Raw genomic sequence first — 25207 nt, 5'->3', positions numbered from 1 at the left:
CGATCCGGCATGGCCGAATCGCTCGTGTTCAGATGTCAGCCGATGCCGAGTTTCTTGGTGACTTCGCCGACATTGGTCTTGTTGGCGAGCAGGGCCGGAACATAGGTTTCGCGCGGCAGCGTCTGGCCGGCGAGCAGCTTGGCGACGTTGCGGATGGCGGTGCGGCCGATTTCCGCCGGCTGCTGGGCGACATCGGCGCCGGCCGGCGAATTCGGATCGGCGATGAGCTGCAGCACTTCCGGGCTGCCGTCGACGCCGTAGGTGCGGATCTCGGTTCGCCCAGCGGCTTCCAGGGCCTGGGTCGCGCCAAGCTGCGGAATGTCCCAGGCCGACCAGATCGCCTTGATCGAACCCTTTTCCGGATATTTGTTGAGGATGGCCGTAATCTGCGTGAAGGCGTCCTGCACGGTATTCGGGATGACGTCGCGCAGTTCCGGCTGGAGGATTTTCACCTTCGGGAAATATTTGACGACATTGACCAGCTGGTCGTAGCGGATCGCGCAGGGGGTTACGCCGTAGAAGCCGTTGAAGACGACGATATTTCCTTCGCCGCCGATATCGGAGACGAGCTGCAGCGCCAGATCCTTGCCGATCCCCCAATTGTCGGAGGTGGTGTTGTTGATCGAATTGGTCGAGCCGACGTCGACGGTCAGAACCGGGATTCCGGCATCGCGTGCCTTCTTCAGCCAGGGATCGATGACGCTGAGCGTACCGAGGATTTGAACGATCGCGTCCGGCTTCTGGGCAATCAGCGTCTGCAATTGCGAGACCAGCTTGCCGTCGTTGCGTCCGGCATCGACGGCGATCGGCTCTCCGCCGATGCGCTTTACCTCCTCGATCTGGGCATTATAGGCCTGCAGGTCGAAGAAGTGATCGGTGCCGGTTGCGCTGATGGCGATGCGCTTGCCTTTCAGCGACAGTTCTTCGCCGGCGGCAAAAGCCGGCTTCTGCCCGATGAGGGATGCACCGGCGACGGCGACCCCGGCCGCGGCAGACAGTTTCAGTAGATCTCGTCTTCCGAGACCGTTTTCAGACTTTTCGATACTCATCGCAATTTCTCTCCCAATATAATGTCTATAGATTAAATGGATTAATGCGGATGGATAGGAACGAATTTCCAAAAGAACGATCCCCGGGGGAAAGAGTGGACGGAACGAAAGCTCATCCCTGAGCCGCGGTTTCCTGCGACCGGGAATGATTTCGGAAGCCTGGCGGTTTTCAGAGCGGTCAGATGGGTCTGCAGCCACAGATCAGAAGAACATGCACTGCATAATTCTTGCGCATGCGACCAAATTTGCCGAAGGCGAACTCCTGCCAGGCCGCGGTGCCGTGTGGCGCGACAGCAGGCGTAAGATCACGATTTTCTGGGCACCGTCGGGTTTTATGCTGCGATGTTGATATCTAGCGCGAAGCTTCGCTCCACTTGGCGCGCAACTTGCCTCTCAGCTGCCAGGGAGAATGAAACAATGCCAGATATAGACCCGCAGATTTTCTCAATAAGCCGGCCATCCCTCGGAGGCTACAAGGCCTTCGTTCACCGCGACATGATCGTCGAGACCTATCGCAGCGCCGCGGGGCAAATGGTTTCGAGGGGCTCCCTTCATAGAATTTCGATCAACCGCACCGCGCACGGCAAATATGCCTATCGGCTTGGAAGCGGGGCGTTCCGCAAAATTGAGAGGCCGCCGTTCACCCTGGGATTTCAACCGGCCGCCACGGTCCTCGAAGTCGATGGCGATGCGGCGGATTATATTTCGATCTTCCAGTCCCCTGCGCTCTACAGCGGCATTGGCGGCTCTCGCTTCGATCCCGAGCATTGGGATAGTGACGCGCTCAGCGCGACGACTGATCCGACAACGCTGCAGGTCGCACTCTCCCTCGCATTTGCCGCCGAGAAGAGCGGGCGCGCCGACCTGCTTTTGATGCAGCATCTGGGGATGGCGCTCGCCTGCTGCGTCGTAAAACTGCTGGGCGCCAAACCTGAAGCCGGCGACCGTCCGCTGACATCGGACAATCTCCGGCGTGTGATCGATTACATCGAGAACCTGCTTGGCAAATCCGATCTGAGTGTCGAGGAGCTGGCCAGCGTGGCCCATATGAGCCCCTTTCACTTCAGCCGGGAATTCAAACGGGCGGCCGGCATGGCGCCGCACCGCTTCGTTCTCGAACGCAGGATCGAACGAGCACGGCTTTACCTCGCCGATGGCAAGGAGACGCTTGCAAACATCGCTTATGCCACGGGCTTTTCCAGCCAGGCGCATTTCTCCAGCGTCTTTCGTCGTCTGATCGGGGCGACGCCGAAAGAATACCAGCGTTCGGTCCGTCTTTGAGCCGGCTCTTGCCGATGACAGATCAGCAGCTTTGCGAAAGACAACCGCACGAATTTGAAATCTCTTGAGGCTGCGGTCTGCGAGGCTTTTCCCATCAGGAGGCCCATATGACCGCTTTTGCCCAAACCAATCCGATTACCGACATTTGCTTCCTGGTCGAGGATATCGACAAAGCATCGGCTTTCTATGTCGAGCGTCTTGGCTTCAAACCTCGCCGCCGGGCTCCCGGCTTTGCCGATTTCAAAGGGGCGGGCGTGACATTGGCGCTGTGGGAGATCGAGCATATTGCCGAGAATACCGGTGTCTCAAGCCGCCGTGCCCCTCCAGGTGCGCACAAGGCCTGCGCGGCCATCGAGCTCGCCTCGCCAGAGCAGGTCGATGCTGCCTATGCGGAGCTGAAAGCTGCGGGCGTGCTCTTCCACGCGCCGCCGCAGGATTATGTCTGGAACGCGCGATGCGTCTATTTCGCCGATCCTGACGACAATCTCTGGGAAATCTATGCGTGGTCCGCAGGCGGCCCGATCGGTGACATCGATCCGCAATAGCGAGCGCAATCGGCCGGTCGTCCAACAATCCAACAAGGGGAAAGGCAAGCAAATGAGCGGGGATGACAAACAAATCGTGGTCGGCAGGCGTACCGTCCTGAAGGGCGGAGCCTTTGCCCTTGCTGCAGCGACGGCAGGGATCAGCGTGTTCGTGCCGCGTCACTCGAAAGCCGCCGCATCCAAGGTCGTCATCAAATATGACTGGTTGATGAGCAACGGACAGATCGGCGATATCGTCGCAGTCAAGCGGGGACTGTTCCAGGCCGAGGGTCTCGACGTCGAGTTTTCCCCAGGCGGTCCCAATTCGGCGACGGTGCCGCCCGTGATCACGGGTGATGCGCAGCTCGGACAGTTCTCGGATTCGGCACAGCTTCTTCTGGCCCGTTCATCCGGCGTGCCGATCAGGATCTTCGCCTGCGGTTTCCGCATGGCGCCTTTCGCCTTCTATTCGCTGCCGAAGGCGCCGATCCGCACCGTCAAGGATATGGTCGGCAAGCGCATCGGCATACAGCCGACAGCCCGTTATGTGCTCGATGCCATCCTGCTGAAGAACGATATCGATCCATCGAGCCTGACCATCACCAATATCGGCTTCGACATGACGCCGCTGATGACCGGCCAGGTCGATGCAGTCACCGGGTGGATCACCAACACGCAGGCGCTTTCCATCATCGGTCCCGACCGCATCGATCTGATGATGAAGGACACGGGCCTGCCCTCCTACGCCAATGTCTATTTTGCCACCGACGATGCCGTGAGCGGCCATGCCGAGACACTGGCAAAGGTGCTGCGTGCCGTCGCCAAGGGCTGGGCCTGGACGCATGAACATCCTGAAGAGGCGGTCAAACTGACGGTGGAAGCCTATCCGCAGCTCGACCTTGCCGTAGAGCTGAAGACGGTGCCGCGCATCCTGTCGCTGAGCTTCGACGCAGCGACCGGCAAGGATGGTTGGGGCAGCTTCGATCCGGCCGCGCTTGCCGAGCAGATTTCCGTCTACGACAAGATCGGTCAGTTCAAGAGCGGCGCGCCGAAGCTGGAGGACTGCTATACGACCAGGATCCTCGACATGACGGCGGACGACCGTCCGAAGATTGCGTGAGAGCGGATTTGCCTGAAGCAGCGGCCATCGAAACCAAGGATCTGGCTGTAGGTTATGCCGGCGCCGGCGAGACGACCCGCATTCTGTCCGGCGTCGACCTCAGCGTCGGCAGGGGCGAGTTTTTGACCATTCTCGGCCCTTCCGGCTGCGGCAAGTCGACCTTGCTGCGGGCGGTGGCGGATCTTCTCCCGCCGCTTGACGGGCAGCTGGCGGTGCTCGGCAGAACGGCGTCGGAGGCGCGCAGGCGCCGCGAGGTCGCCTTCGTCTTTCAGGACGCGACGCTGTTGCCCTGGCGGACCGTGAGGGAGAATGTCGCGCTGCCGCTGCAGGTGGGGAAGAACAGCGTCTCGCGATCGGTCGATCCGCGGCCCGACCATTGGATTGAACTGGTCGGCCTGTCGCATCTGGCCGATCGGTACCCGCACCAACTGTCAGGGGGCCAGCGCCAACGCGTCGCCATAGCGCGCGCGCTTCAATGCGAGCCGGATATCCTGCTCATGGACGAGCCCTTCGGTGCGCTCGACGAGATCACGCGCGAACGACTGAACGACGAGCTTTTGGACGTCTGGCGCCGGACCGGTACGACCATCCTTTTCGTGACCCACAGCGTCATCGAGGCGATCTATCTCGGCGGACGCGTGCTGGTCCTGGCGGCCAATCCGGGCCGCGTCCAGGCGCTGATCGACCTTGCACCGCTGAAGGACGAGCGTGGCCTCTGTCGGCGCGAGAGCCTCGATGTCCAGGAGACCGCAGCCCATCTGCGCCAATTGCTGCAGCAGGGGAGTTCGGCTGCATGACGCATCGTCGGCTATCCCTCACCGAGGCAATCGGCCTTCCTGTTATCGGCGCCCTCTCGCTGCTTCTCGCCTGGCAATGGCTGGTGCCGGCGCTCGGTATTCCCAGCTATATCGTTCCAACACCGCTGGCGATCCTGCGTACGCTCGGAACGGAATGGCGCTTCCTTCTGTCGAATGCGATCCCGACATGGGGTGAGGCGGGCCTCGGCTTCCTCCTGGGCAACAGTCTCGCCGTGATCATGGCAATTGCCTTTGTCTATAATCCGCGGTTCCAGGCCGCCTATTTTCCCGTTGTCCTGCTCTTCAACACCATCCCCGTGCTGGCGCTTGCGCCGATCATCATCCTCATCTTCGGCCTCGGTATGCTGCCAAAGGTCATCATCGCCGCTCTCATCTGCTTCTTCCCAACCCTGGTGAATACGGCCCGGGGCCTCAATCTGGCGACGACGAGCGAGCTTGACCTGATGCATGTGCTTTCGGCGAGCGGGTGGGAGACGTTCTGGCGCCTGCGCGCGCCACGATCTGCCCCCTTGCTTTTTGCGTCGCTGCGCATTTCTGCAACCACCTGTGTGATCGGCGCGATCGTCGGGGAGTGGATCGGTTCGAACCAGGGGCTCGGCGCCGTCATCATCCAGTCGACATTCAACTATCAGGCGGAAAGGCTCTTTGCCGCCGTCGTGCTCGCCTCTTTCTCCGGCATCGTCTTTTTTGCCGCTGTTGCCCAGATCGAGCGGATTTTCCGTCGGCTGCAGCTGGGGCGAAACTGAAAGCCGTTCAGTGCGGGCACCGAAACGCTGACGCTTCCAGGATATGACAAGGCCTCCCGCGTTGTCTGAATGGCACTCTTGAACATTTGCTCACTTGAGGCTAAATATAACCTCAAGTGAAAAGGAGCTTTGCCATGACGGGATTTGCAGTCATCGCCGACGTTCTCGGACTGCCCGCCAGGGAACCGGCGTCGCGTTCCGCCTTTGGCCTGCTCTCCAGCATCGAGGAAGGCTTGCCGGTCAAGGCGCTTGATCGCATGGCGCTGCTTCTGGCGCCTGATGATACCCAGTTCAAATATAGGCTCGTTCCGAAGGCCACCTATGAGCGGCGCAAATCCAAGCATCGGCTCTCTTCCGACGAGGGCATAAAACTCGCCCGCCTCGCGCGTGTCTGGGGATCGGCACTCGATGTCTGGCAGACCGAGACCGAGGCACGTGATTTCCTGTTTCGCCCGCATGCAATGCTGGAGGACAGGCGGCCGATCGACGTGGTCATCCAGAGCGAGATCGGTGGCGAGCTCGTGCTCGATATCCTCGGAAGCCTGAAATACGGCAGTGCTGCGTGAGCGCACAGCATCTCGACCGAACGCTGACATCCATCCGCATCGGAGATCCCCATGGAACCTATCCGATCTTCGACGCCACCGGCTCGACCATCGCGCCGGGGCGGTGGAACACTTCGGGCAGCCCGATCATCTATACGAGCGAGCACTATTCGACGGCGCTGCTCGAAAAGCTCGTCCATGGCAGCGGGCGGCTGCCGCCCAACCAGCACTATGTCACGATCACCCTACCGCGGGGGCTAAGCTACGAGGTCTTCTTCGAGCCCGCGCTGCCCGGCTGGGACAGCATGCCGGCAAACGTCAGCAAGGCTTTCGGCGAGCGGTGGCGCCAGGAAAAGCGCAGCGCCATCCTGCTGGTGCCAAGCGTCGTCGCCCGCGTCGACCGCAACGTGCTGATCAATCCGGCCCACCCGGAATTCCCGTCGATCACGACAAGCCTTCACCAACCGGTTTTCTGGGATCGCCGTTTGTTCGGCATGTGATGGGTTGGCGGTGCAATCAACGTTTCCGCAGAGCAGATCAAAACGCCGGACAGATGGGGCTTGGTCACACTGCACAGGAGGCCATTTTAAACGAGGAGGTGGCTGCCTCGACTGCTCACGCGTCCGTCTCCCATGGATTTATCACCGCTGCACCGGTGTCGTCGAAATCGCCGACATTGCGAGTGACGACAATCAGATCATGGACGATTGCGGTTGCGGCGATCAGCCCGTCGATATCGCCACGCGGCGGGATGGCGGCGATGCGGCCCCATTCGACGGCGATCTCGTCGGTCACCGGCAGGATCCGGTCGCCATGATCATAACGCAGCTTGCGCAGCCACTCGGTGAGATGCGCCGCGGTCTTCGGATCCGACTTCTGTTTGAGGGCAATGCCGCGCATGATCTCGCCAAGCGTCAGCGCGCTCAGGTGGATGCTGAGCGGATCGACGGAGCGCAGCCAGGAGACCGCCTGCGGCGTGCCGCGTCGCGCCTCCGAGACGATGTTGGTGTCGACCAGATACATCAGAACGCAACGTCGCGGCTCGGAGTCTTGTTGCGTGCTTCGACCGCATCGGCGAACTCATCGTCCCAGGCGGGGCCACCGAGCAGGTCGTCGACGAGCGTCGGCCTACCGGCGCGCAAGGCGTCGTAGTCGCGGGCGGACAGAACGACGGCCGTGCGCTCGCCACGTACGGTCACCACCTGCGGCCCTTCTTGTCGGGCCTTCTGCACGACCTTCGAAAATTGGTTTTTGGCGTCCTGCAGTTGCCATTCCATCGAATCCGCTCCTGGCTAGACTGTCTAGCTATGTACGCGCGCGGAATGCTCGTGCGTCAACGGCGGGACGTTCCTGAACGACAGAGTCCGGTTCTGCTATTAGGTGTCATAACGAAGCTCGACATCGTTGTGTCGGCGATCGGCGCCTGTCGGTCCTTCTGGAAAGCCGCGATCACCCCTCTCGCCGCGGCGAGCGGGCCATCAGCCTGGCATAGGCGATGGCCGAGAGCATGTTGACGTGGTTGGCTTTGCCGGTGCCGGCAATGTCGAAGGCGGTGCCGTGGTCGACCGAGACGCGGTCGATCGGCAGGCCGAGCGAGACGTTGACCGCCGTGTCGAAGGCGACGAGCTTGATCGGGATATGGCCCTGGTCGTGATACTGAGCGATGACCAGATCGAAAGCGCCGTTATAGGCGCGGGCAAACACCGTATCGGCCGAGATCGGGCCGACGACGTCGATGCCCTTTGCCTGCGCCTGCTCGACGGCGGGCGCCAGGAATTCCATGTCTTCGGTGCCGAACAGGCCGTTTTCGCCGCAATGGGGATTGAGGCCGGCGACGGCGATGCGCGCCTTGCGGCCGAGCCGCAGGAAGTGCCTATGGCCGGCTTCGATGGTTGCGAGCACCCGCTCGGTCTTGGCGCGCTCGATCGCGCCCTTAAGCGAGATATGGGTGGAGACGTGGATGGTGTTCAGCCGCTCGGAGGCAAGCAGCATGAAGGAGCTCTTCGAGCCGGTGAGATGCGCGAGCAGCCCGGTATGGCCGTCATGGTGATGGCCGGCGAGGTTCATCGCTTCCTTGTTGATCGGCGCGGTCACGATGACATCGGCTTGACCAGACATGGCGAGATCGACAGCGCGGGTGATATAGCGCACCGAGGCATCGCCGGCGACGGGGCTGACCTTGCCGATTTCGGGGAGGGCCGCGCCGAGCGCGACTTCGTCGACGGCGATCCTGTCGTCATCAGGTGCATCGGCAGGCCCGAACCGCAGTCCGGTGCCGCTGACGCGGTCGGCGAGCTCCAGCGCTTCGACATTGCCGACGATGACGAAATCGCGGCGCTCTTCTCTTGGAAGGGCTGCCAAGGCCTTGACGATCACCTCGGGGCCGACGCCGGCCGGATCGCCGAGCGTTACCGCGACTTTCGCATTCCTGTCCATCGATCGAATTCCTTCTGAAAACTTTTTGGCCTAGAAAGCGGCCGCATAAATCGAGCGAATGTCGGCGCGCGTGAGATCGCGTGGATTGTTATCGAGCAGACGGCGAATGGCAAAGGCGTCTTCGGCCATGGCGTCGAGATCGCTTTCCGGCACGCCGAGGCCGGAAAGCTTCATCTCGATGCCGAGTTCGGCGCAGAAAGCGTAAGCCGCATCGAAGACGGAGGTGATGTTCCCGGAGGTTTCGCGCCCAAGCGCTTTCATCACCGCCCTGGTTTTCTCAGGCGCGGACGGCGTATTGAAGGCGAGAACATGCGGAAAAATCAGCGCATTGGCCGCGCCATGGGCGACATGCCAGCGCGTGCCGAGGGGATAGGCAAGCGCATGGCCGCCAGCTGTGTTGACTGGGCCGAGGCATAAACCGCCATAAAGCGAGGCGAGCGAGAGGCCGGCGCGCGCCTCGGCGTCATTGCCGTCCCTGACCGCACGGGCGAGATATTTGCCGACCAGGCGCGTTCCCTCGATCGCATAGATGTCGACCATCGGATGGGCCTTGCGGTTGGTGAAGGCCTCGACGCAATGGGCCATGGCATCGACGCCGGTGGCGGCCGTCGTGCGGGCAGGGACGCTGAAGGTCAAAGCAGGATCGATGACGGCGATATCGGCCAGCATATGCAGGCTTTCGACGGCAAGCTTTGCCATCGTCGCCGGATCGGTGACGAGCGCACGGATGCCGGCTTCGCTGCCGGTGCCCGATGTCGTCGGCACCTGGGCGAGCGCCACCTTGCGCGGCCCATGCACCTTGTTCGGACCGACGACCTCCTGCAGCGTCTGGGCGGAACCGGCAAGCACTGCGGCAAGTTTTGCCAGATCCATGGCGCTGCCGCCGCCGAAGCCGACGATCAGCTCGGCATCGGCGGCGTTTGCCGCCGCCAGGACCTTTTCGAGATTGGCCGTATCCGGCTCGGGCGTCACTTCGGCAAAGACGGATACCTCGCCTTTGAGATCCAGCACGTCGATGCGCGAGGCGTTGAACGCATCGGAGATGACGAGCGTGCGCCGATAGCCCTTTTCGGCAGCCCATTGGCCGAGCTTTCCCGCCGTACCGACCCCGAATTCGATCAGATGCGGCCGAACTATCGTGATCGGCGAATCCAAGCTGGCCATGAACCGGTCCTCCCTGCAAGATCTTGCGGCACTATCGTTGCCCTCTTTAATGTAAAGTTGTAAGATCAATGTCAAGCCGACATTCCAGCGAGCGGAATTTTTTATCATCTGATATGCGCTCGGTCGCGCGCTTCAAGGCGGCGTTGTCCTGCGCGTATCGATAAAGATATCAGTGTGTTATGAAATCCGTCATGATGAAAACTACATGTCAGACACCGGCTGGCCATCTCTTTGTGGCGACGGTGAATTATCCGACCCTGTTGTCAAATCGTTCGTCAGTCAACACGCAGCCGTTGTCATCCTGCATGCTTTCGCATGCGAGCGGATGCAGGATGACAATTTTCCGGCTGCCGCTTTGTTTACGGCAGGAATTGCGGGGCGAGGCGCACATATTTGATGGCGCGCCGGTAGTAGGTGTAGGCGATATGGAGCGTGCCGTCGCCGCCCTGGACGATCGAGGGATAGGAGAATTCGCGGTTCAGCGACTCCTTCGAATTGTTGCTGAGACAGAAGCCGTCACCGGTATCGAGATCGATGCGACGCGGAAAGCTCTTGCCGCCATCCCTTGATATCGCAAGGCTCAGCGGCGCACGCGGAACACCCCAGACGGCCTTACGTGCGCTGGTATCGGCAACGACGGCTGTCTCTCCAGCCTCGCCACCCTCGATTTCGTCATAGAGAGACTGGCGCCGTGCGTCCGACATGCCGGCGTTCGAATGGTTGTAAACCATTGCGATTGCTCCATCATTCAGGATCGTTGCCTGGATCGAGGAGTTGTTGTTCGGCAATTCGGCGGGCTCGGGCGCACTCCATGTCTCGCCGCCGTCGGATGATCGGCTGGACAGGATGTTTTCGGCGAAACGGTTGCGGTAGAAGGCGATCATCTCGTCGCCGCCGAGCGGCAGAATGTTCATGTGCACCGCGCCGATGCTGTCTGGATTATCGCGCATTTCCCAGCTGGCGCCGCCATCACGCGACATCAGCACAGCAGCCGTATCGGCATCGCCGCTCCAGCGCCGGCCATTCAGGCCGACGCAGCGGAACACCGGAAGTAGCCAGTCGCCTTTGCCGTTGACGACGATCTGCTGGCGAACGAATGTGCCGGGGCTGTCGCAGAGGATACGAACCGGGCCGAAGGTCTGGCCGCCATCGCCTGAAATCCGGCATTTGACAACCGAGCCGTCCTGATTGCCCGAGGTCTGCGAGGTATAGAGCAGCCATACTTTTCCGTCCGGAGCGTTGAAAATCAACGGGTTCTGTTCGGATTTCTCTGGATCGTCGCTCATCTTTTCCGGCACGGACCAGCGCTCGGAGCCCGGCGCCAGCCGCGACATGTAAATCGAGATATCACCCATGCCCTCCATCGTGCCGCCGAACCAGACGCAGGTTAGCGTGCCGTCGGGCAGAAAAGCGAGATTTGCGGCATGGTTCTGGATGCAAGGGGAGGGCAGATAGGCGTCCGCACGACCCTCGAGGGCGGGGTGAGGGGCGATGGCCCCGGTCATCAGGGCCGGAACGGCTTCCGGAGGCAGGCCGGTAAAACTCATGACGGATCTCCTCAGGGCAGCTTGGCATAGCTTTCGGCGAGTGCGGCATAGTCGGCATCGCCGAGCGGCATCAACGGCGCGCGCGTGCGCTTCCAGGCGGGATTGCCGGTCTTCAGCCCCACCATCGCCTTGATGGTCGGGATCTGGACGTAGGAATTGGAAAGCGTGCGATAGGCGTTGATGCGCGCTTGCGCCGCCTCGACATCGGCGGCGCGCGCCTCGTCATGGACATGGCCGTAGACGGTGCGCAGCGAATTCGCCACGAGATTGGAGGTGGCGGTGATGCAGCCAGCACCGCCCGCCTTCAGCAACGGCAGCAGCAGCGGATCTGCGCCCGCCAGCACCGAGAAGCCGGGATAGGCGGCGATGATCGCCTGCATGTTGTTGAAATCTCCAGCAGATTCCTTGATGCCGACGACCGTTTCCGGGAAGGCCGCAATCAGCCGCCCGATCAGCGGAATGGATAGCGGAACGCCAGAGACCTGCGGAATATGATAGAGAATGACCTGCAAGCGCGTGTCGGCGACCTTCTCCAGCACCTGCGAATAGGCGGCGAAGAGACCGTCGTCGGAGACGCCTTTGTAGTAGAAGGGCGGCAGCATCACCACCTTGGTGACGCCAAGCGATAGCGCGTGCCGGGTCAATTCCACGGTCTCGGGAATGGCGACGACGCCGGTGCCCGGCAAAAGCCTGTCGGCGGGAATGCCGGCCTTCAGTGCTGCTTCCAGAATGGCACGGCGCTCGGCGCCGGAGAAGGAATTGGCCTCGCCTGTGGTGCCGAGCAGCGCCACGCCATGGCACCCTTCGGCCAGCAACTGCCGGCAATGGTCGGTGAAAAGGGCGAAATCCGGCCTGTTGTCTGCCGTCAGCGGCGTTGCGGCGGCGCTGAAAACGCCGGTAATCCTGTGATGGCTCATTCCGCCCTCCTCGGCGCGTCCTGTCTTGCCGATCCGTATTCGAACCGGGGGCTGCGCATTGCAATTGTCATCCGTCTGTCGCGATGGAGTGCAAAGAATTTTTATATTGCCGCGCTTTTGTCAAGAAGACAAAATGCCGTGACGTCGCTGCGAAAAGTTATCTATTTGTTATAACTTATATATTTTCAGTAGAAAATTTTGTTCGAATAGAAATGGCGATTTTTTGTTGACATATTTACAATAACGAGAGAACGATACGGAACGGATTGTGCTGCGCCTGGCAGGTGCAGGGAGAGCGCTGCCGAATTCACTCTGGGAGGAATGCCATGTCTGATCAATCGGATAAAACCAATATATCACGTCGTAACGCGCTGAAGCTCGGCCTTGCAGCCGGCGTCGGCCTCACCGTATTCGGAATGAAAGCCCGCATCGTTATGGCCGATGAAGGCCAGGTCCTGAAGGTCGCAAATCCGGCCTTCGACCAGGATTGGTCGCCGCTGCGCGGCGGCGGCAGGACGTTCCGCTGGAATTCGATCTGGTGGGCATCGCCGATGTATTTCGACAGCCAAGGCAATATCAAGCCCTACGTCTTCACCAGCTGGGAATCGGCCGACAACACAGTCTGGACCTTCAAGATCGACCCGAAGGCCGTCTTTTCCGACGGCAGCAAGATCACCTCGGCGGATGTCAAGGGATCGTGGGAAGTCTCCTCGATGCCGAACACCAAGAACCAGCGCGCCGACCAGGTGCTGAGCAGGGTCAAGGGTTACGCCGAAATCGCCGCCGGCTCCGGCAACGAGCTGACCGGTGTCGCGACACCCGACGAGGGAACCGTCGTCGTGACGCTGGCTGCCGCCGACCCGATCTTCTTCATGCGCCTGGCAAACCACATCGCGCCGATCACCAAGGCCTCGCAGTCGCGCGGCAGCGACGGCGAGGAGATCATCGACTGGTACAAGCCAGAGAGCAAGCCGGTCTTCTCCGGTCCCTTCAAACTCACGAGCATCGACATCGACGCCGGCAAACTCTCTTTCGAGCCGAATGAGAACTTCTTCGGGCCGAAGCCGAAGCTTGCCCGTATCGATATCACCTCGATCGAGGACAATGTCACGGCGACATCGCTGATCAAGTCGGGCGAGTTCAACGCCCATACCGAGCTGATCACCTCGACCATCATCCAGGATCTCGGCCAGGAATTTTCCGCCGGCCCGCTGATCCCGACCAGCCAGCACTTCTGGTTCAACATCTCTCGTGCGCCGATGGACGATCCCAAGGTTCGTCAGGCACTGATCATGGCCGTTGATCGCGATGGCCTGTTCAAGGCTTCCTATCCCGACGGGCCGCATAAGAAGGCGGACCAGATCCTCAATGCGGTCCCGGGTGCGGAGAATTCCGGCTTCGAGCCCTATCCCTATGATCCGGAGGCTGCCAAGAAGCTGCTTGCGGAATCGACCTACGGCGGTCCGGAGCGCCTGCCGAAGATCCTGTTCGTCGGCATTTCGGCGCCGGCCATTCAGGCCGCCGCCCAGTTCATCGCCGAGCAGTGGCGTCAGAATCTCGGTATCACAGCCGTCGACATGAAGCCGCAGCAGGATTCCTATGCGGGTCCGGATCAGAATTCGGTCCAGATCTTCCGCGATGACGTCGGCACCCGCGTCCCCGATGCCGTCTCCTATCTGGCGGGTTGCATCGCCTCGACCTCGTCGAATGCGCAGAACAAGCTCGGCGGCTACAAGAACGACAAGGTCGACAGCGCCCTTGCCGAAGCCACGACCAAGGCTGCGGACGATCCGCAGCGCATCGCTCTCGCCCAGGAAGCCCAGAAGGCGTTCCGCGAGGATTGGGCCTTCATTCCATGGTATTCTCAGGCGATGTCGCGCTGGGCCACCAAGGACGTCAAGGGCCTGGAAAAGAACCTTGACTGGCAGGTCGTAGAACCCTGGAACATTTCCATCGGTTGATCGGCGGAAACCGTCCCTGTCGGCGATAAACCGCGCGAAGGCCGCAAGGCCTTCGCGCAAGTTTCAAGAAGAAGAGATGCGATCGCAGCCAAAAGCGGGAACGCATCGAACAACAGGTGGGAGATGGCCTTGCTGCGCTACGTGCTAACCCGATTTGCCATCTGGATTCCGTCCGTTCTGGTGGTGATGCTGGCGGTTTACGCGCTGGCCTTCTATGGCGCCGGCGACCCGATCAAGCTGATCTTCCTGCGCGCGCCAGGCGACGTCGCCTATAATCCGCAGCGCATCGAAGCCATTCGCGAAAGTGCCGGCCTCAACAAACCCTTCATCGTCCAGTTCGGCCTTTACATCTGGAACCTGCTGCACGGCCAGTTCGGCAACTCGCTGACATCAGGCCGCTCCGTGTGGGCGATGGTCTCGGCTGCTGCACCCGTCTCCTTCCAGCTTGCCCTCTGTTCCATCATCCTGACCGCCGTCGTCGCGATCCCGCTCGGCATGATCGCCGCGCTCAACCAGAATTCTCGCATCGACTATGCCATTCTGGGCTCCGCACTTTTCCTCTGGGCGATCCCGGCCTATGTCGCCGGTCCGCTGCTGATGGTCGGCCTCATCGTGCTGCTGCCAGGTGCGAGCGTGCCCTATGGCTGGGGCGGCATCTTCGATGTCCGTATCCTGCTGCCGCTCACCGTCCTTTCCTTCCAGCCGATCGCGCTGATCGTGCGCCAGACGCGGGCCGCCGTCATCGAGGTGCTGTCGGAGGATTTCGTCCGAACCGCCCGCGCCAAGGGTGTGCCGGAGATCATCGTGGCGCTGCGCCATATCCTGCGGCCGGTGCTGACGCCCGTCGTCACGCAGCTCGGCCTGATCATGATCACCATCGTCAACGGTGCGATCTTCGTCGAACTCGTCTTCGGCCTGCCGGGCCTCGGCCGCTTGACGGTGCAGGCGCTGATCAATTCCGATTATCCGGTCATTCTGGCGATCACGCTGATCGGATCGTTCCTGGTGATGGTGTCGAACCTCCTGGTGGATGTGCTCTATCCGCTGCTCGACCCGCGCGCCAATGATTCAAGAAGGAGCCGCTGACCATGTCCGCCATCCCTCTTTCCACCATCGAAGCCGACGAAGAGCCGGTCAGCCTGTGGCGCGATGCCTGGTATCGGCTGAAGCGCAACCGGCTTGCCATCTTCGGCCTCGTCATCGTAGTGATCCTTGCCTTCACGGCGATCTTCGGGCCTTACCTCACGCCCTATGACTATCTGAGTCAGGATCTCAACGCCCGCAATGTATTGCCGTCGATGAGCCACCTCTTCGGAACCGACGATCTCGGTCGCGACGTCTTCAGCCGCGTGGTCTTCGGCACGCGCACCGCCTTCCTCGTCGCCGTCATCGTCACCGTCTTCGCCGTGCTGATCGGTCTCGTGCTCGGCGCCGTTGCCGGTTTCTTCGGCAATCCGTTCGATCGTGCCATTATGTGGCTGACCGACGTGACGATGTCGGTTCCCAACCTGCTGCTCGTCGTCGTCATCAACGCCTCGCTGAAATCGCCGATCAGCAAATGGATGGAGGCGCGTTACCTTGCGACCCTCAATCCCTTCTACCGCGAAACCATGTGGGTGGATTTCATCCTCGTCTTCGGCTCTATGGCGCTGATCTCCTGGCCGCCTTACGCCCGTCTCGTCCGCGCCCAGGTGCTGTCGATCCGCAGCCGACCCTATATCACCGCGGCCCAGGCGCTCGGCCTGTCGAACTGGATCATCATCAAGCGTTATGTCATTCCGAATGCGCTGGGACCGCTGATCGTCTCGGTCAGCGCCGGTCTCGGTACGGCGATGGTGTTGGAAAGCGCCTTCAGCTTCCTTGGCGTCGGGGTCAATCCACCAACGCCCAGCTGGGGCAACATGATCTCGGATGGCCTACGTGTCTGGCAGCATTATCCGCATCTTCTCGCCGCTCCGGCGGCCGTGCTCGGCCTTGCCTCGGTTGCCTTCAGCTTCCTTGGCGACGGCCTCAACGACGCGCTCAATCCGCGGGGCAGCAAATGATGGATACGAAAAGCACCGACCGCCTGCTCGATGTCAGGAACCTCACCGTCGAGATCGATGGCCGCAACGGCCCGGCCGTCGTCGTCGATGGCATCGATCTGCATGTCAACAAGGGTGAGACGCTTGGTGTGGTTGGCGAATCCGGCTGCGGCAAGAGCCTGACGATGCTCAGCCTGATGCGGCTCCTGCCGAACAAGATTAAAGTCACCAAGGGATCGGCGACATTCGACGGCCGCGACCTGCAGACGATGTCGAATAGAGAACTGCGCAAGGTGCGCGGCGGCGATATCGGCTTCGTCTTCCAGGATCCGATGACTTCGCTCAATCCGGTGATGCGCGTCGGTGCCCAGATCTGCGAGCCGCTGATCTATCACCGCGGAATGAAGAAGTCGGCGGCCCGCGCCCGTGCCGTCGAGCTTCTGCGCCTTGTCGGCATTCCCGGCCCGGAAGAGCGCCTGCAGGCCTATCCGCACGAACTTTCCGGCGGCATGCGCCAGCGCGTCATGATCGCGATCGGCCTTGCCTGCAATCCGAAGCTTTTGATTGCCGACGAGCCGACAACGGCGCTGGACGTCACTATTCAGGCCCAGATCGTCGATCTGGTGAAGGATCTCAGGACCAAGCTCGGCATGTCGGTCGTCTGGATCACCCATGATCTGGCGCTGATCGCCGGCCTCGTCGATCGCGTCGCCGTGCTTTATGCCGGCACGGTGGTCGAGGATGCGCCGGTCGACGAGCTCTATGCCCGCCCGAGCCATCCCTATACGCGCGGCCTGCTGTCTTCGATCCCGAAGCTCTCGGACCCGCCGGCAAGCCGGCTGAGCTCGATCGGCGGTACGCCGCCGGAGCCTGGCCGCCGGCCGAAGGGTTGCCCATTTGCGCCGCGCTGCCCGCTTGCCGAGAACATCTGTCACGAGAAGGTGCCGCAGCTCGAACCGTTGAGCGGCAGCGCCAACCACCGCGCCGCCTGTTTCGTCGTCCAGAGAATGCAGGAGGCCGCGTGATGGGCGCTCAACCACTGCTCAAGATCGAAAATCTGGTCAAGCATTTCCACGTCAAGCTCGGCGCCTTCGGCGAACGCTCAGCAACCGTCTATGCCCTCGACAATGTCAATCTCGACATCATGGAAGGCGAGACGCTGAGCCTGGTCGGCGAATCCGGCTGCGGCAAGTCGACGACCGGTTTCACCATTCTCAACCTCTACAAGGCGACCAGCGGCAAGGTCGTCTACAAGGGCCAGGATCTCGCGGCGCTCGACGAGAAGCAGATGCGGCCGTTTCGCCGCGACCTGCAGATCGTCTTCCAGGATCCCTATTCGACACTCAATCCGCGCATGACGGTGGGCGAGGCGACCGGTGAGCCGATCCTCTTCCACAAGCTCTGCACCAAGGCCGAGCTGAAGGACAGGGTCGCGACACTTTTGACTGATGTAGGCCTGCCGACTCGGTTTGCCCAACGTTATCCGCACGAGCTTTCCGGCGGTCAGCGCCAGCGCGTCGTCATCGCCCGCGCGCTTGCCTGCCAGCCGAAATTCATCGTCTGCGACGAGGCGATCTCGGCGCTCGACGTGTCGATCCAGGCACAGATCATAAACTTGCTGCTCGATCTGCAGGAAAAATACGGGCTGACCTATCTGTTCATCGCCCATGATCTCGCGGTCGTGCGCCATATCAGCACCCGTGTCGGCGTCATGTATCTCGGGCGGCTCGCAGAGCTTGCCACCCGCGAGGAACTCTTCGACAATCCGCTGCATCCCTATACCAGGGCGCTGCTGTCGGCTGTTCCGGAGATCGATCCCGAGCATGAGCGCACCCGCCAGCGCCAGATCCTGCAGGGCGATGTGCCGAGCCCGCTGAACCCGCCATCCGGCTGCCGTTTCCATACGCGCTGCCCAATCGCCATGGATGTCTGCAGCAAGGTCATCCCCGCGTGGCAGGAAACAAAACCCGGCCATCTCGTCGCCTGTCATGCGGTCAACACCGGACAGACCGCATGACGCTGAAGGCCGCCATCATTGCCGATGATCTGACGGGCGCGCTCGATACCGGCACACCCTTCGTCGAAGCCGGTCTTTCGGTTGCGGTTGCCGTCGATGTCGAGGCAGCAGAGGATGCGATCGCCACCGGCTGTGACGTTGTCGTCATCAACACCGCCTCCCGCGCGCTGGATGAGCGCGAAGCCGCCGAAAGAGTACGGTCGGCGGCGGCGGTGTTTCGTGGCGAGAAGCCCGCGGTCGTCATGAAGAAGATCGATTCCCGGCTCAAGGGAAATGTCGCGGCCGAGAGCCTTGCGCTGGCGAAGGCATTCGATCGGAAGACCATCCTAGTAGCGCCCGCCATTCCCGATCAGGAGCGGTTGACCTACCGAGGGTGTGTCGTCGGCCGCGGCATCAACCAGCCGCTGCCGATCGCTGAGCTGTTCGAAATCAGCGCGGAAGGCGTCGTGATTGCCGATGCCGAGGACGATGGCGATCTCGACCAGATCGCAGAGGGGCATGACTGGCTGACGACACTTGCGGTCGGCGCAAGGGGCCTCGGGGCCGCGCTTGCCCGCCAGCTCGGCGAAATGGGGCGGCAGCCGGTGCCGGAATTTGCGGCGACCCGGCGCACCCTGTTTGCCTTTGGCTCGCGCGACCCGATTACCGCTATCCAGATGGAGCGGCTCCAAGCCTCGGGTGTCCTGCGCATGGTGGTGGACGCGCCGATGGGGCAGGTCGAAGTCGGGGAGGGCATGGCGCTGCCGGCGCTGCTGCGCTGCTCCGGCGATATGGCAACCGATGCGGCATTGGTCGCCCGCCGTTTTGCGGCGGGCGTCAGATCGGTTATCGACGATACCAGGCCTGATATGCTGATGGTCGGTGGCGGCGATACGGCCCTTGCCGTTTTCCAGGCGCTCGGGGTGAGAGTGTTGGCGCCGCAGGGTGAAATCGAAGCCGGCGTGCCGTGGTTCGATGTCACGGCAGCCGACGGATGGCATTTTCGGTGCGCGGTGAAGTCGGGGGGCTTCGGCAAGCCCGATAGTTTGCTAAGACTAGTCCTTTGGAATCGGGCGGCATAGTAAGATACCGCCGGGGAGAATGACGTGGCTGAAGTGAATGGCGAATCTTTGAACGCGGAAGCCGGCCCGCCGGGCAAGCCCGAACGCGGCAAGGCCGTGAAGCTGGTCGACCGCGTCTTCGACCAGTTGCTCGAGCGTATCCGCGGCGGAAACTATCCGCCGGATTCACGCCTTCCCGGCGAGCATGAGCTTGCCTCGATGCTGGGTGTGTCGCGGCCGATCGTCCGCGATGCGCTGGCGCGCCTGCGCGATCAGGGCATGGTCTATGCCCGGCAGGGCGCCGGCACCTTCGTCAGCGCGCATGGATCGCCGACGACGCAGCTTGCCTATTCACCGGTCAAGACGATCGCCGATATCCAGCGCTGCTACGAGTTCCGCCTGACGATCGAGCCGGCGGCGGCCTATTTTGCCGCCAAACGCCGCAATGAGCAGGCGATCCAGAAGATCGCCAGCGCGCTTGCGGATCTGCGCGAGGCGACCAGCCATCAGCTTCACCGCACCGACGCTGATTTTCTCTTCCACCGCGCGGTGACGGAGGCTGCCAACAATCATTATTACACGGCCTCGATCGATGCGCTGAAGGCCCATATCGCCGTCGGCATGCATCTCCACGGCCTCTCTTTGCTCGGCCCCCGCCAAGGGTTGGAACAGGTCTATGAAGAGCATAACGCCATCTACAAGGCGATCGCCGACGGGCGACCTGACGATGCGCAGAGACTGATGAAAGCGCATCTCGAAGGCTCCCGGGACCGTCTGTTCGAGGGCAGGGTGCTCGACCTATCCTTCTGAAGCGCATCCCGCTCGAAAAAGCAGAAAGATCATCACGATGTTTTCGCTGCTGCCTCGGCAATGCCGATAAGCGCGCTTTTGATCATGCCGCCCTGATCGTCGGGATGCTGGAGACGTCCACCTCCCGTTCGGCGTGCCAAGCATCATAGGCAGCCTGCATGCGCAGCCATATTGCGGGGCCATCACCGAACAATTTCCCAAGTCGGGCAGCGACATTGGGCGAAACCGGCTTCTTCTCGTTCAGAATATCGTAGGGTTGCTGGCGCGAGATTCCGAGCAGATTGGCGATTTCCACCTTGGTTTTTCCCGTTGCAGGGATGATGTCCTCAAGCAGTGCCCCAGGGTGGGAAGGGCAACGCGTCGTCGGCCTCGTCGTTTCATATACGGGCATTAGGTCATTCCCCAGTCAGAGCCACCTCAGTAATGTGACAAGATCACATTTGATCTTTTGATGCCAGAGATCGATTGTCAGCCGGATTTCTGCTTCTTGATGATGCTGATGTTGCCGCTCACTTCGAGGATGGCAAATTTTATCTCCGTCACGCTCTCGATGCCTTCCTGGCTTCGAGCCGCTTGCATGACATCTTCCTTCTGCAGCCGGGCACCTTTGAGTGCGCCTTCGTCGTAGACGCCATCCGTCACCAGAATGGTTGGAACACCATCGATGATATGAGCTGCGCGAGGCCACCACCTCTTCACGTAGGACAGGCCGATATCGGTCGTAAACAGCGTGAGGATCAAGATGACGGCGTTGGTGATCGAGAAGTCATCGCCCAGCATCGCCTGCTGGGTGGTTTCGGCGATCACCAGCACGATGACCAGATCGAACGGTGTCATCTGGGCCAATGTCCGTCTTCCCGACAGACGGATGATCACGAGTAGCGTGAAATAAATTGCCAGTCCGCGTAATACCGCGTCCACCGTACCGCCCTCATGGAAAGATGAAAGTCGATTGGGTGCGCGTCTCGCCGCCCATGCCGATGAGGGCGCGACGAGGGCCGGGGAGTTGCGTTTGCAGACGGAAGACGATCTGCGTCGGCCCAGACGCGTCGGCCGGGAAGACATAACCTATCCGGCCGTCGCGCGCGAAGGTCGCTTTTTGGGGCGGATCGACCCCTTGAACTGAAAAGCTTTGAAGAAAGGCGGCATCGATCGTGAGGACCCTGTCTTCGGATGATGGCGTGAAGGTCACGGTCATGTCCTCGGGGGCATTCCATCGGGAGATGACGGGAAAATCCACGGAGCCATCGGGCAACAGCAGTGTTTGCCGCGAAAACGGACCACCTCTTCCCAGCAATCCCAGCAAGCAGGTCACCAAAAGAAGCATGAACACGATCCAGGAAATACGTTGAACAGCCCAGAACCTTTGCTGAAATTCGCTATGATCGAGCACGCCTTCCGGCAACGCGGGCAACTTGTGTATCTTTTCCATGCTCCCTCCCTGTGCGTTTGGCGGAGAACTTGGCTTGGGCGCAATAGTTCCCGGCAATGAGGGGGTCGTCGCCGTGTACATCGGATGTGAAGCTGTCCAGGCGTCTTCGCCGATCAAGGGAACGAAGAGTACCCCGCCTAGATCTTCTTCCTCGAATGCGGCGGCGCCGGTGCGCGTGAACCGTTTCAGGCGCTGCCCTTCACCGCCGCCGACCGGGATGATGAGCCGCCCTCCGAGGTGCAGCTGTTCTTTCAAGGCGGTTGGCACCTCGGGTGCGCCCGCAGAAACGATAATGGCATCGAACGGAGCGGCTTTCGCCCAGCCCTTGCTGCCATCGCCGACGCGAACGTCAATGTTGCGGTATCCCAGCTTCTCGAACCGTTCCCTGGCCTGAAACGCCAGCTTTTCATGACGCTCGATGGAGTAGACATGTCTTGCTATCCGGCTGATGAGGGCCGAAGCATAGCCGGAGCCGGTTCCGACCTCGAGCACTTTGTCACCGACATTCAGATTGGCCTTTTCGAGCATCAGCGCCACGATGAACGGCTGCGAAATTGTCTGGCCCTCGCCGATCGACAGCGGTGCATCCTCATAGGCGAATTCCTCGGAGCCTGGAGGAACGAATTTTTCGCGCGGTACCATGCGCATCGCTCCGATGACGCTTTGATCGCGAATGCCACGACGCGTCACGTGGTGCTCCACCATGCGATCTCGGATGCGCGTCATATCCATGGATCAGCTCCACTGTCGCCGATTGCACTGGGGGCAAACTTCTGGGCGGTGCAGAATATAAAACAAATGGGCGACCGGAGAGTTCCTGAGATGCGCAGGCTGCGGAACGGAGCGGCTTGCTAGACGACTGGCCGAAGGCGAAAATGGAAGAGGCGCTGGCCAATGCAGCCTGATGCAGCCGCAAGAAGTGGCCGACGCCGTCCTTTTCATGCTGTCGCGACCGCGTAATGTGACCGTCCGCGATCTGGTGATTCTGCCAAATAGCGTGGATCTGTAAACACCAGCCCAGACTGCAGCTAGCCTGATCCTTGCCGATTTCAAAGGAGAGACCATGAGCGACACATCTCGCACGCCAGAAGCAGATGCCAAATATGTCATCGGCGTCGACGTCGGCACCGGCAGCGCCCGCGCCGGCCTGTTCGACCTGACCGGCCGGATGCTGGCGTCCGCCAAGCGGAATATCACCTTGTTTCACGAAGCGGGTTCCATGGTTGAGCAATCGAGCACCGAGATCTGGGCGGCGGTTTGCGCGGCAGTGCGCGAGGCGGTTTCCTCGGCCGGGGTCGATCCGGCGTCCGTCAAGGGGCTCGGGTTCGATGCCACCTGTTCGCTCGTCGTCCTTGGCGAAGGCGGCAAACCGCTTCCCGTCGGGCCTTCGGAAGATCCGAACCGGGACATCATCGTATGGATGGACCACCGCGCCGTCCCGCAGGCGGAGCGTATCAATGCACTCGGTCATGACGTCCTGCGTTACATCGGCGGCCGTATCTCGCCTGAGATGGAAACGCCCAAGCTTCTCTGGCTGAAGGAAAATCGTCCTGAAGTTTTCGACGCTGCGTGGCAATTCTTCGACCTTGCAGATTTCCTGACCTGGCGGGCGACCGGCGATCTGTCGCGTTCGACCTGCACGGTCACCTGCAAGTGGACCTATCTCGCCCATGAAAAGCGCTGGGATGGCGATTATTTTCATCAGATCGGCCTCGGCACGCTTGCCGACGAAGAGTTTGCCCGCATCGGTCAGGCTATCGTCGAGCCCGGTTCGGCACTCGGTCGAGGACTGACCACGGCTGCAGCCGGCGAGCTCGGCCTGAAGTCGGAAACGCCTGTCGCTGCCGGACTGATCGACGCCCATGCGGGCGGAATCGGAACCGTTGGCACGGGTGCCGGTCCACAAGCCAATCTGGCCTATGTTTTCGGCACTTCCTCCTGCACGATGACATCGACAGCTGAACCGTCGTTCGTGCCCGGCGTCTGGGGGCCTTATTATTCGGCCATGGTGCCGGGACTATGGCTGAACGAGGGTGGTCAGAGTGCCGCCGGCGCGGCGATCGACCAGCTGCTCTCCTTCCATCCGGCTGCCGCGGAAGCGAGGGAGCTTTCTAAGAGGGCCGGCGTTTCGCTGCCGGTTCTGCTTGCAGATATGGCCGCCCGAAAGGCGGGCCGTTCTTCCGACGCCGTCACGCTTGCGGCCGGATTGCACGTCGTTCCCGAGTTCCTCGGCAACCGCGCGCCCTTTGCCGATCCGCATGCCCGCGCAATCATCGCCGGTCTCGGGATGGAGGATGATATAGGCAGCCTGGTCTCTCTTTACGTCGCGGGGCTTTGCGGTATCGGCTACGGCCTCAGGCAGATCATCGAGACGCAGGCCGATGCGGGCGTTACCATCGAAAACATCGTCATCAGCGGTGGCGCCGGCCAGCACGATTTCGTTCGCCAGCTGCTCGCCGATGCGAGCGGCAAGCCGGTCATCGCGACAAAGGCAGAGGAACCGGTACTCCTGGGGGCCGCCATCCTGGGCGCGGTCGCCGGCGGGCTGTTTGCGGATGTGCGTGAAGCGATGACGACACTCTCGGCGGTCGAAACGACATTCCTGCCATCAGAAGGGCCGATCCCTGATATTCATGACAAGCGCTATGAAGGGTTCAAGGAGCTTCAGGCTCTGGCGCGCAAGCTGCGTATCGGCATTTAAGATATCCCAACGCCAAGTCAGGCGGCGCGGTAGCTCGAGGGCCGCTGGATTATGATTCCGTCAGCCCCTTATGTAAGCTTAGATCTGCAAGCTGTAGGAGGCGGGCTGATGGCGAGTTGTTGTGGTTTTCCATCTACGGGCGGACAGGAAGTTCCGCACGGGCCGCGGGCCTCGATCCACTCTGCTTCATCCCGCCCGGTGTTGCAAACTGCCCGAATTGAAGGTGGTCGCGTTTCGGTCGGAACAAGCCAGCCTTTGTTGCCTCAAGACGGTGAGGGACCGGTCAGGTCGGTTCGAATAAACGCGTTCGAACTCTCTGTCGGCGCAGTCACCAACGAAGAATTCGGGCGGTTTGTCGAGGCAACCGGATATGTGACCGAGGCGGAGCGACTTGGCTGGTCCTACGTTTTCTATAAATTCCTCGATGGAGATGTTCCGACATCGGGAGTAGTCGGCGCCGAATGGTGGCGGAAGGTCGAGGGCGCAAATTGGGCCCACCCAAGCGGTCCTGGTTCGTCGCTTGAAAAGCTCGGGAACTTTCCTGTCGTGCACATCTCCTGGCAGGATGCGTCGGACTATTGTCACTGGGCGGGCGGACGATTGCCGAGCGAAGCTGAGTGGGAACACGCCGCACGCGGTGGCCTCGACCAGCCTGTTTACCCATGGGGCGATAAACAGCCGACCGAGACGTTCACCCCCTGCAACATATGGCAAGGACGTTTTCCCGACTTTGATACCGCGGTGGACGGATATGCCGGCCTGGCGCCGGTACTCTCCTTCGAGCCCAACGGATATGGCCTCTACAACATGGCCGGAAACTGTTGGGAATGGACCGCCGATCCATTCCGCGTCCGTTCTCTGCGAAGGGCGGCAACTTCAACCAATTCGGCATCCAAAGAGGAAGGCAAAAGAGTTCTGAAAGGCGGCTCTTACCTTTGTCACGCGTCTTATTGCCATCGGTATCGCATCGCCGCTCGAATGGGCAGCACAGGGGACTCCACAACGGGCCACATAGGCTTTCGCATTGCTTTCGACATCAACGCGTCGGCAGATTGACAGTTCGGACATGTTAAGT

26 protein-coding genes and 1 pseudogene are annotated in these 25207 nt (G+C 61.2%); 17 read left to right on the top strand and 10 right to left on the bottom strand.

The window, feature by feature from the left end:
• Positions 1-35 precede the first annotated feature (35 nt).
• Positions 36-1049 (bottom strand): sugar ABC transporter substrate-binding protein, encoded by a 1014-nt coding sequence (locus tag BS630_RS26225; RefSeq protein ID WP_077979721.1) that lies wholly within the window; start codon positions 1047-1049, stop codon positions 36-38.
• Positions 1050-1466: 417 nt separating this feature from the next.
• On the opposite strand from BS630_RS26225, the gene BS630_RS26220 reads away from it, so the two are divergent.
• From BS630_RS26220 to BS630_RS26190, 7 genes are all read left to right on the top strand, one after another.
• Positions 1467-2330: a helix-turn-helix domain-containing protein gene (locus BS630_RS26220; RefSeq protein WP_077979720.1), complete on the top strand. Its 864-nt coding sequence runs from the start codon at positions 1467-1469 to the stop codon at positions 2328-2330.
• Between the two features lie 107 nt (positions 2331-2437).
• Complete coding sequence (locus BS630_RS26215) at positions 2438-2875, top strand: VOC family protein (RefSeq protein ID WP_003549520.1); 438 nt, start codon at positions 2438-2440, stop codon at positions 2873-2875.
• A gap of 52 nt (positions 2876-2927) precedes the next feature.
• On the top strand, positions 2928-3974 hold the full coding sequence (locus tag BS630_RS26210) for an ABC transporter substrate-binding protein (protein WP_077979854.1): 1047 nt from the start codon (positions 2928-2930) through the stop codon (positions 3972-3974).
• 8 nt (positions 3975-3982) lie between these two features.
• A complete protein-coding gene (locus BS630_RS26205; protein ID WP_077979719.1) occupies positions 3983-4771 on the top strand; it encodes an ABC transporter ATP-binding protein in 789 nt (262 codons plus the stop codon).
• On the top strand, positions 4768-5538 hold the full coding sequence (locus BS630_RS26200) for an ABC transporter permease (RefSeq protein WP_077979718.1): 771 nt from the start codon (positions 4768-4770) through the stop codon (positions 5536-5538). The genes BS630_RS26205 and BS630_RS26200 overlap by 4 nt, the downstream gene beginning before the upstream one ends.
• 134 nt (positions 5539-5672) lie before the next feature.
• Positions 5673-6104, top strand: coding sequence for an antitoxin Xre-like helix-turn-helix domain-containing protein (locus tag BS630_RS26195; protein ID WP_077979717.1), 432 nt, complete (start codon positions 5673-5675; stop codon positions 6102-6104).
• Positions 6101-6583 (top strand): RES family NAD+ phosphorylase, encoded by a 483-nt coding sequence (locus tag BS630_RS26190; RefSeq protein WP_077979716.1) that lies wholly within the window; start codon positions 6101-6103, stop codon positions 6581-6583. Before BS630_RS26195 ends, BS630_RS26190 begins: the two co-directional genes overlap by 4 nt.
• Positions 6584-6698: 115 nt before the next feature.
• On the opposite strand, the gene BS630_RS26185 is transcribed toward BS630_RS26190, so the two are convergent.
• The 6 genes from BS630_RS26185 to BS630_RS26160 all read right to left on the bottom strand — a co-directional run bounded on the left by BS630_RS26185 (position 6699) and on the right by BS630_RS26160 (position 12147).
• Positions 6699-7106 (bottom strand): type II toxin-antitoxin system VapC family toxin, encoded by a 408-nt coding sequence (locus BS630_RS26185; RefSeq protein ID WP_077979715.1) that lies wholly within the window; start codon positions 7104-7106, stop codon positions 6699-6701.
• The gene (locus tag BS630_RS26180) at positions 7106-7360 is read right to left on the bottom strand and encodes a type II toxin-antitoxin system Phd/YefM family antitoxin (protein ID WP_011649626.1); all 255 of its coding nucleotides are present in this window, start codon (positions 7358-7360) and stop codon (positions 7106-7108) included. The genes BS630_RS26185 and BS630_RS26180 overlap by 1 nt, the downstream gene beginning before the upstream one ends.
• 172 nt (positions 7361-7532) lie before the next feature.
• On the bottom strand, positions 7533-8519 hold the full coding sequence (gene pdxA, locus BS630_RS26175; protein WP_077979714.1) for a 4-hydroxythreonine-4-phosphate dehydrogenase PdxA: 987 nt from the start codon (positions 8517-8519) through the stop codon (positions 7533-7535).
• 30 nt (positions 8520-8549) lie between these two features.
• Positions 8550-9683, bottom strand: coding sequence for an iron-containing alcohol dehydrogenase (locus tag BS630_RS26170; protein ID WP_077979713.1), 1134 nt, complete (start codon positions 9681-9683; stop codon positions 8550-8552).
• A gap of 359 nt (positions 9684-10042) precedes the next feature.
• Positions 10043-11230, bottom strand: a complete 1188-nt coding sequence (locus BS630_RS26165) for a sialidase family protein (protein WP_077979712.1) — start codon at positions 11228-11230, stop codon at positions 10043-10045.
• Positions 11231-11241: 11 nt separating this feature from the next.
• Entirely contained in the window at positions 11242-12147 is a 906-nt protein-coding gene (locus BS630_RS26160; protein WP_077979711.1) for a dihydrodipicolinate synthase family protein, read from the bottom strand.
• A gap of 326 nt (positions 12148-12473) precedes the next feature.
• On the opposite strand from BS630_RS26160, the gene BS630_RS26155 reads away from it, so the two are divergent.
• From BS630_RS26155 to BS630_RS26125, 7 genes are all read left to right on the top strand, one after another.
• Complete coding sequence (locus BS630_RS26155; RefSeq protein WP_077979710.1) at positions 12474-14108, top strand: ABC transporter substrate-binding protein; 1635 nt, start codon at positions 12474-12476, stop codon at positions 14106-14108.
• A 129-nt stretch (positions 14109-14237) separates the two neighbouring features.
• Positions 14238-15194, top strand: a complete 957-nt coding sequence (locus BS630_RS26150) for an ABC transporter permease (RefSeq protein WP_020665211.1) — start codon at positions 14238-14240, stop codon at positions 15192-15194.
• A gap of 2 nt (positions 15195-15196) precedes the next feature.
• The gene (locus tag BS630_RS26145) at positions 15197-16153 is read left to right on the top strand and encodes an ABC transporter permease (protein ID WP_077979709.1); all 957 of its coding nucleotides are present in this window, start codon (positions 15197-15199) and stop codon (positions 16151-16153) included.
• Complete coding sequence (locus BS630_RS26140; RefSeq protein ID WP_077979708.1) at positions 16150-17157, top strand: ABC transporter ATP-binding protein; 1008 nt, start codon at positions 16150-16152, stop codon at positions 17155-17157. The genes BS630_RS26145 and BS630_RS26140 overlap by 4 nt, the downstream gene beginning before the upstream one ends.
• Entirely contained in the window at positions 17157-18149 is a 993-nt protein-coding gene (locus tag BS630_RS26135; RefSeq protein WP_077979707.1) for an ABC transporter ATP-binding protein, read from the top strand. Before BS630_RS26140 ends, BS630_RS26135 begins: the two co-directional genes overlap by 1 nt.
• Positions 18146-19210 (top strand): four-carbon acid sugar kinase family protein, encoded by a 1065-nt coding sequence (locus tag BS630_RS26130; protein ID WP_077979706.1) that lies wholly within the window; start codon positions 18146-18148, stop codon positions 19208-19210. Before BS630_RS26135 ends, BS630_RS26130 begins: the two co-directional genes overlap by 4 nt.
• 24 nt (positions 19211-19234) lie before the next feature.
• Positions 19235-19999 carry a FadR/GntR family transcriptional regulator gene (locus tag BS630_RS26125; RefSeq protein WP_003549481.1) on the top strand — a complete coding sequence of 255 codons (765 nt, stop codon included), beginning with the start codon at positions 19235-19237 and terminating at the stop codon, positions 19997-19999.
• A gap of 82 nt (positions 20000-20081) precedes the next feature.
• Here the strand turns inward: BS630_RS26125 and BS630_RS26120 are convergent, their stop codons facing one another.
• From BS630_RS26120 to BS630_RS26110, 3 genes are all read right to left on the bottom strand, one after another.
• Complete coding sequence (locus tag BS630_RS26120) at positions 20082-20390, bottom strand: HigA family addiction module antitoxin (RefSeq protein WP_077979705.1); 309 nt, start codon at positions 20388-20390, stop codon at positions 20082-20084.
• Between the two features lie 77 nt (positions 20391-20467).
• Entirely contained in the window at positions 20468-20920 is a 453-nt protein-coding gene (locus tag BS630_RS26115) for a DUF421 domain-containing protein (protein WP_077979704.1), read from the bottom strand.
• Positions 20921-20930: 10 nt separating this feature from the next.
• On the bottom strand, positions 20931-22163 hold the full coding sequence (locus tag BS630_RS26110; protein ID WP_077979703.1) for a protein-L-isoaspartate(D-aspartate) O-methyltransferase: 1233 nt from the start codon (positions 22161-22163) through the stop codon (positions 20931-20933).
• Positions 22164-22273: 110 nt separating this feature from the next.
• Here BS630_RS26110 and BS630_RS38175 point away from each other — a divergent pair.
• The 3 genes and pseudogenes from BS630_RS38175 to BS630_RS26095 all read left to right on the top strand — a co-directional run.
• A pseudogene (locus BS630_RS38175) lies at positions 22274-22440 on the top strand (glucose dehydrogenase); the annotation flags it as partial.
• Positions 22441-22494: 54 nt separating this feature from the next.
• A complete protein-coding gene (locus BS630_RS26100) occupies positions 22495-24132 on the top strand; it encodes an FGGY-family carbohydrate kinase (protein WP_077979702.1) in 1638 nt (545 codons plus the stop codon).
• A 108-nt stretch (positions 24133-24240) separates the two neighbouring features.
• Positions 24241-25188: a formylglycine-generating enzyme family protein gene (locus tag BS630_RS26095; protein ID WP_077979701.1), complete on the top strand. Its 948-nt coding sequence runs from the start codon at positions 24241-24243 to the stop codon at positions 25186-25188.
• Positions 25189-25207: the final 19 nt, after the last annotated feature.

It is taken from the genome of Rhizobium laguerreae, from assembly GCF_002008165.1.
Lineage (GTDB): Bacteria > Pseudomonadota > Alphaproteobacteria > Rhizobiales > Rhizobiaceae > Rhizobium > Rhizobium laguerreae.
This window is presented reverse-complemented; position numbering and strand designations above follow the sequence as displayed.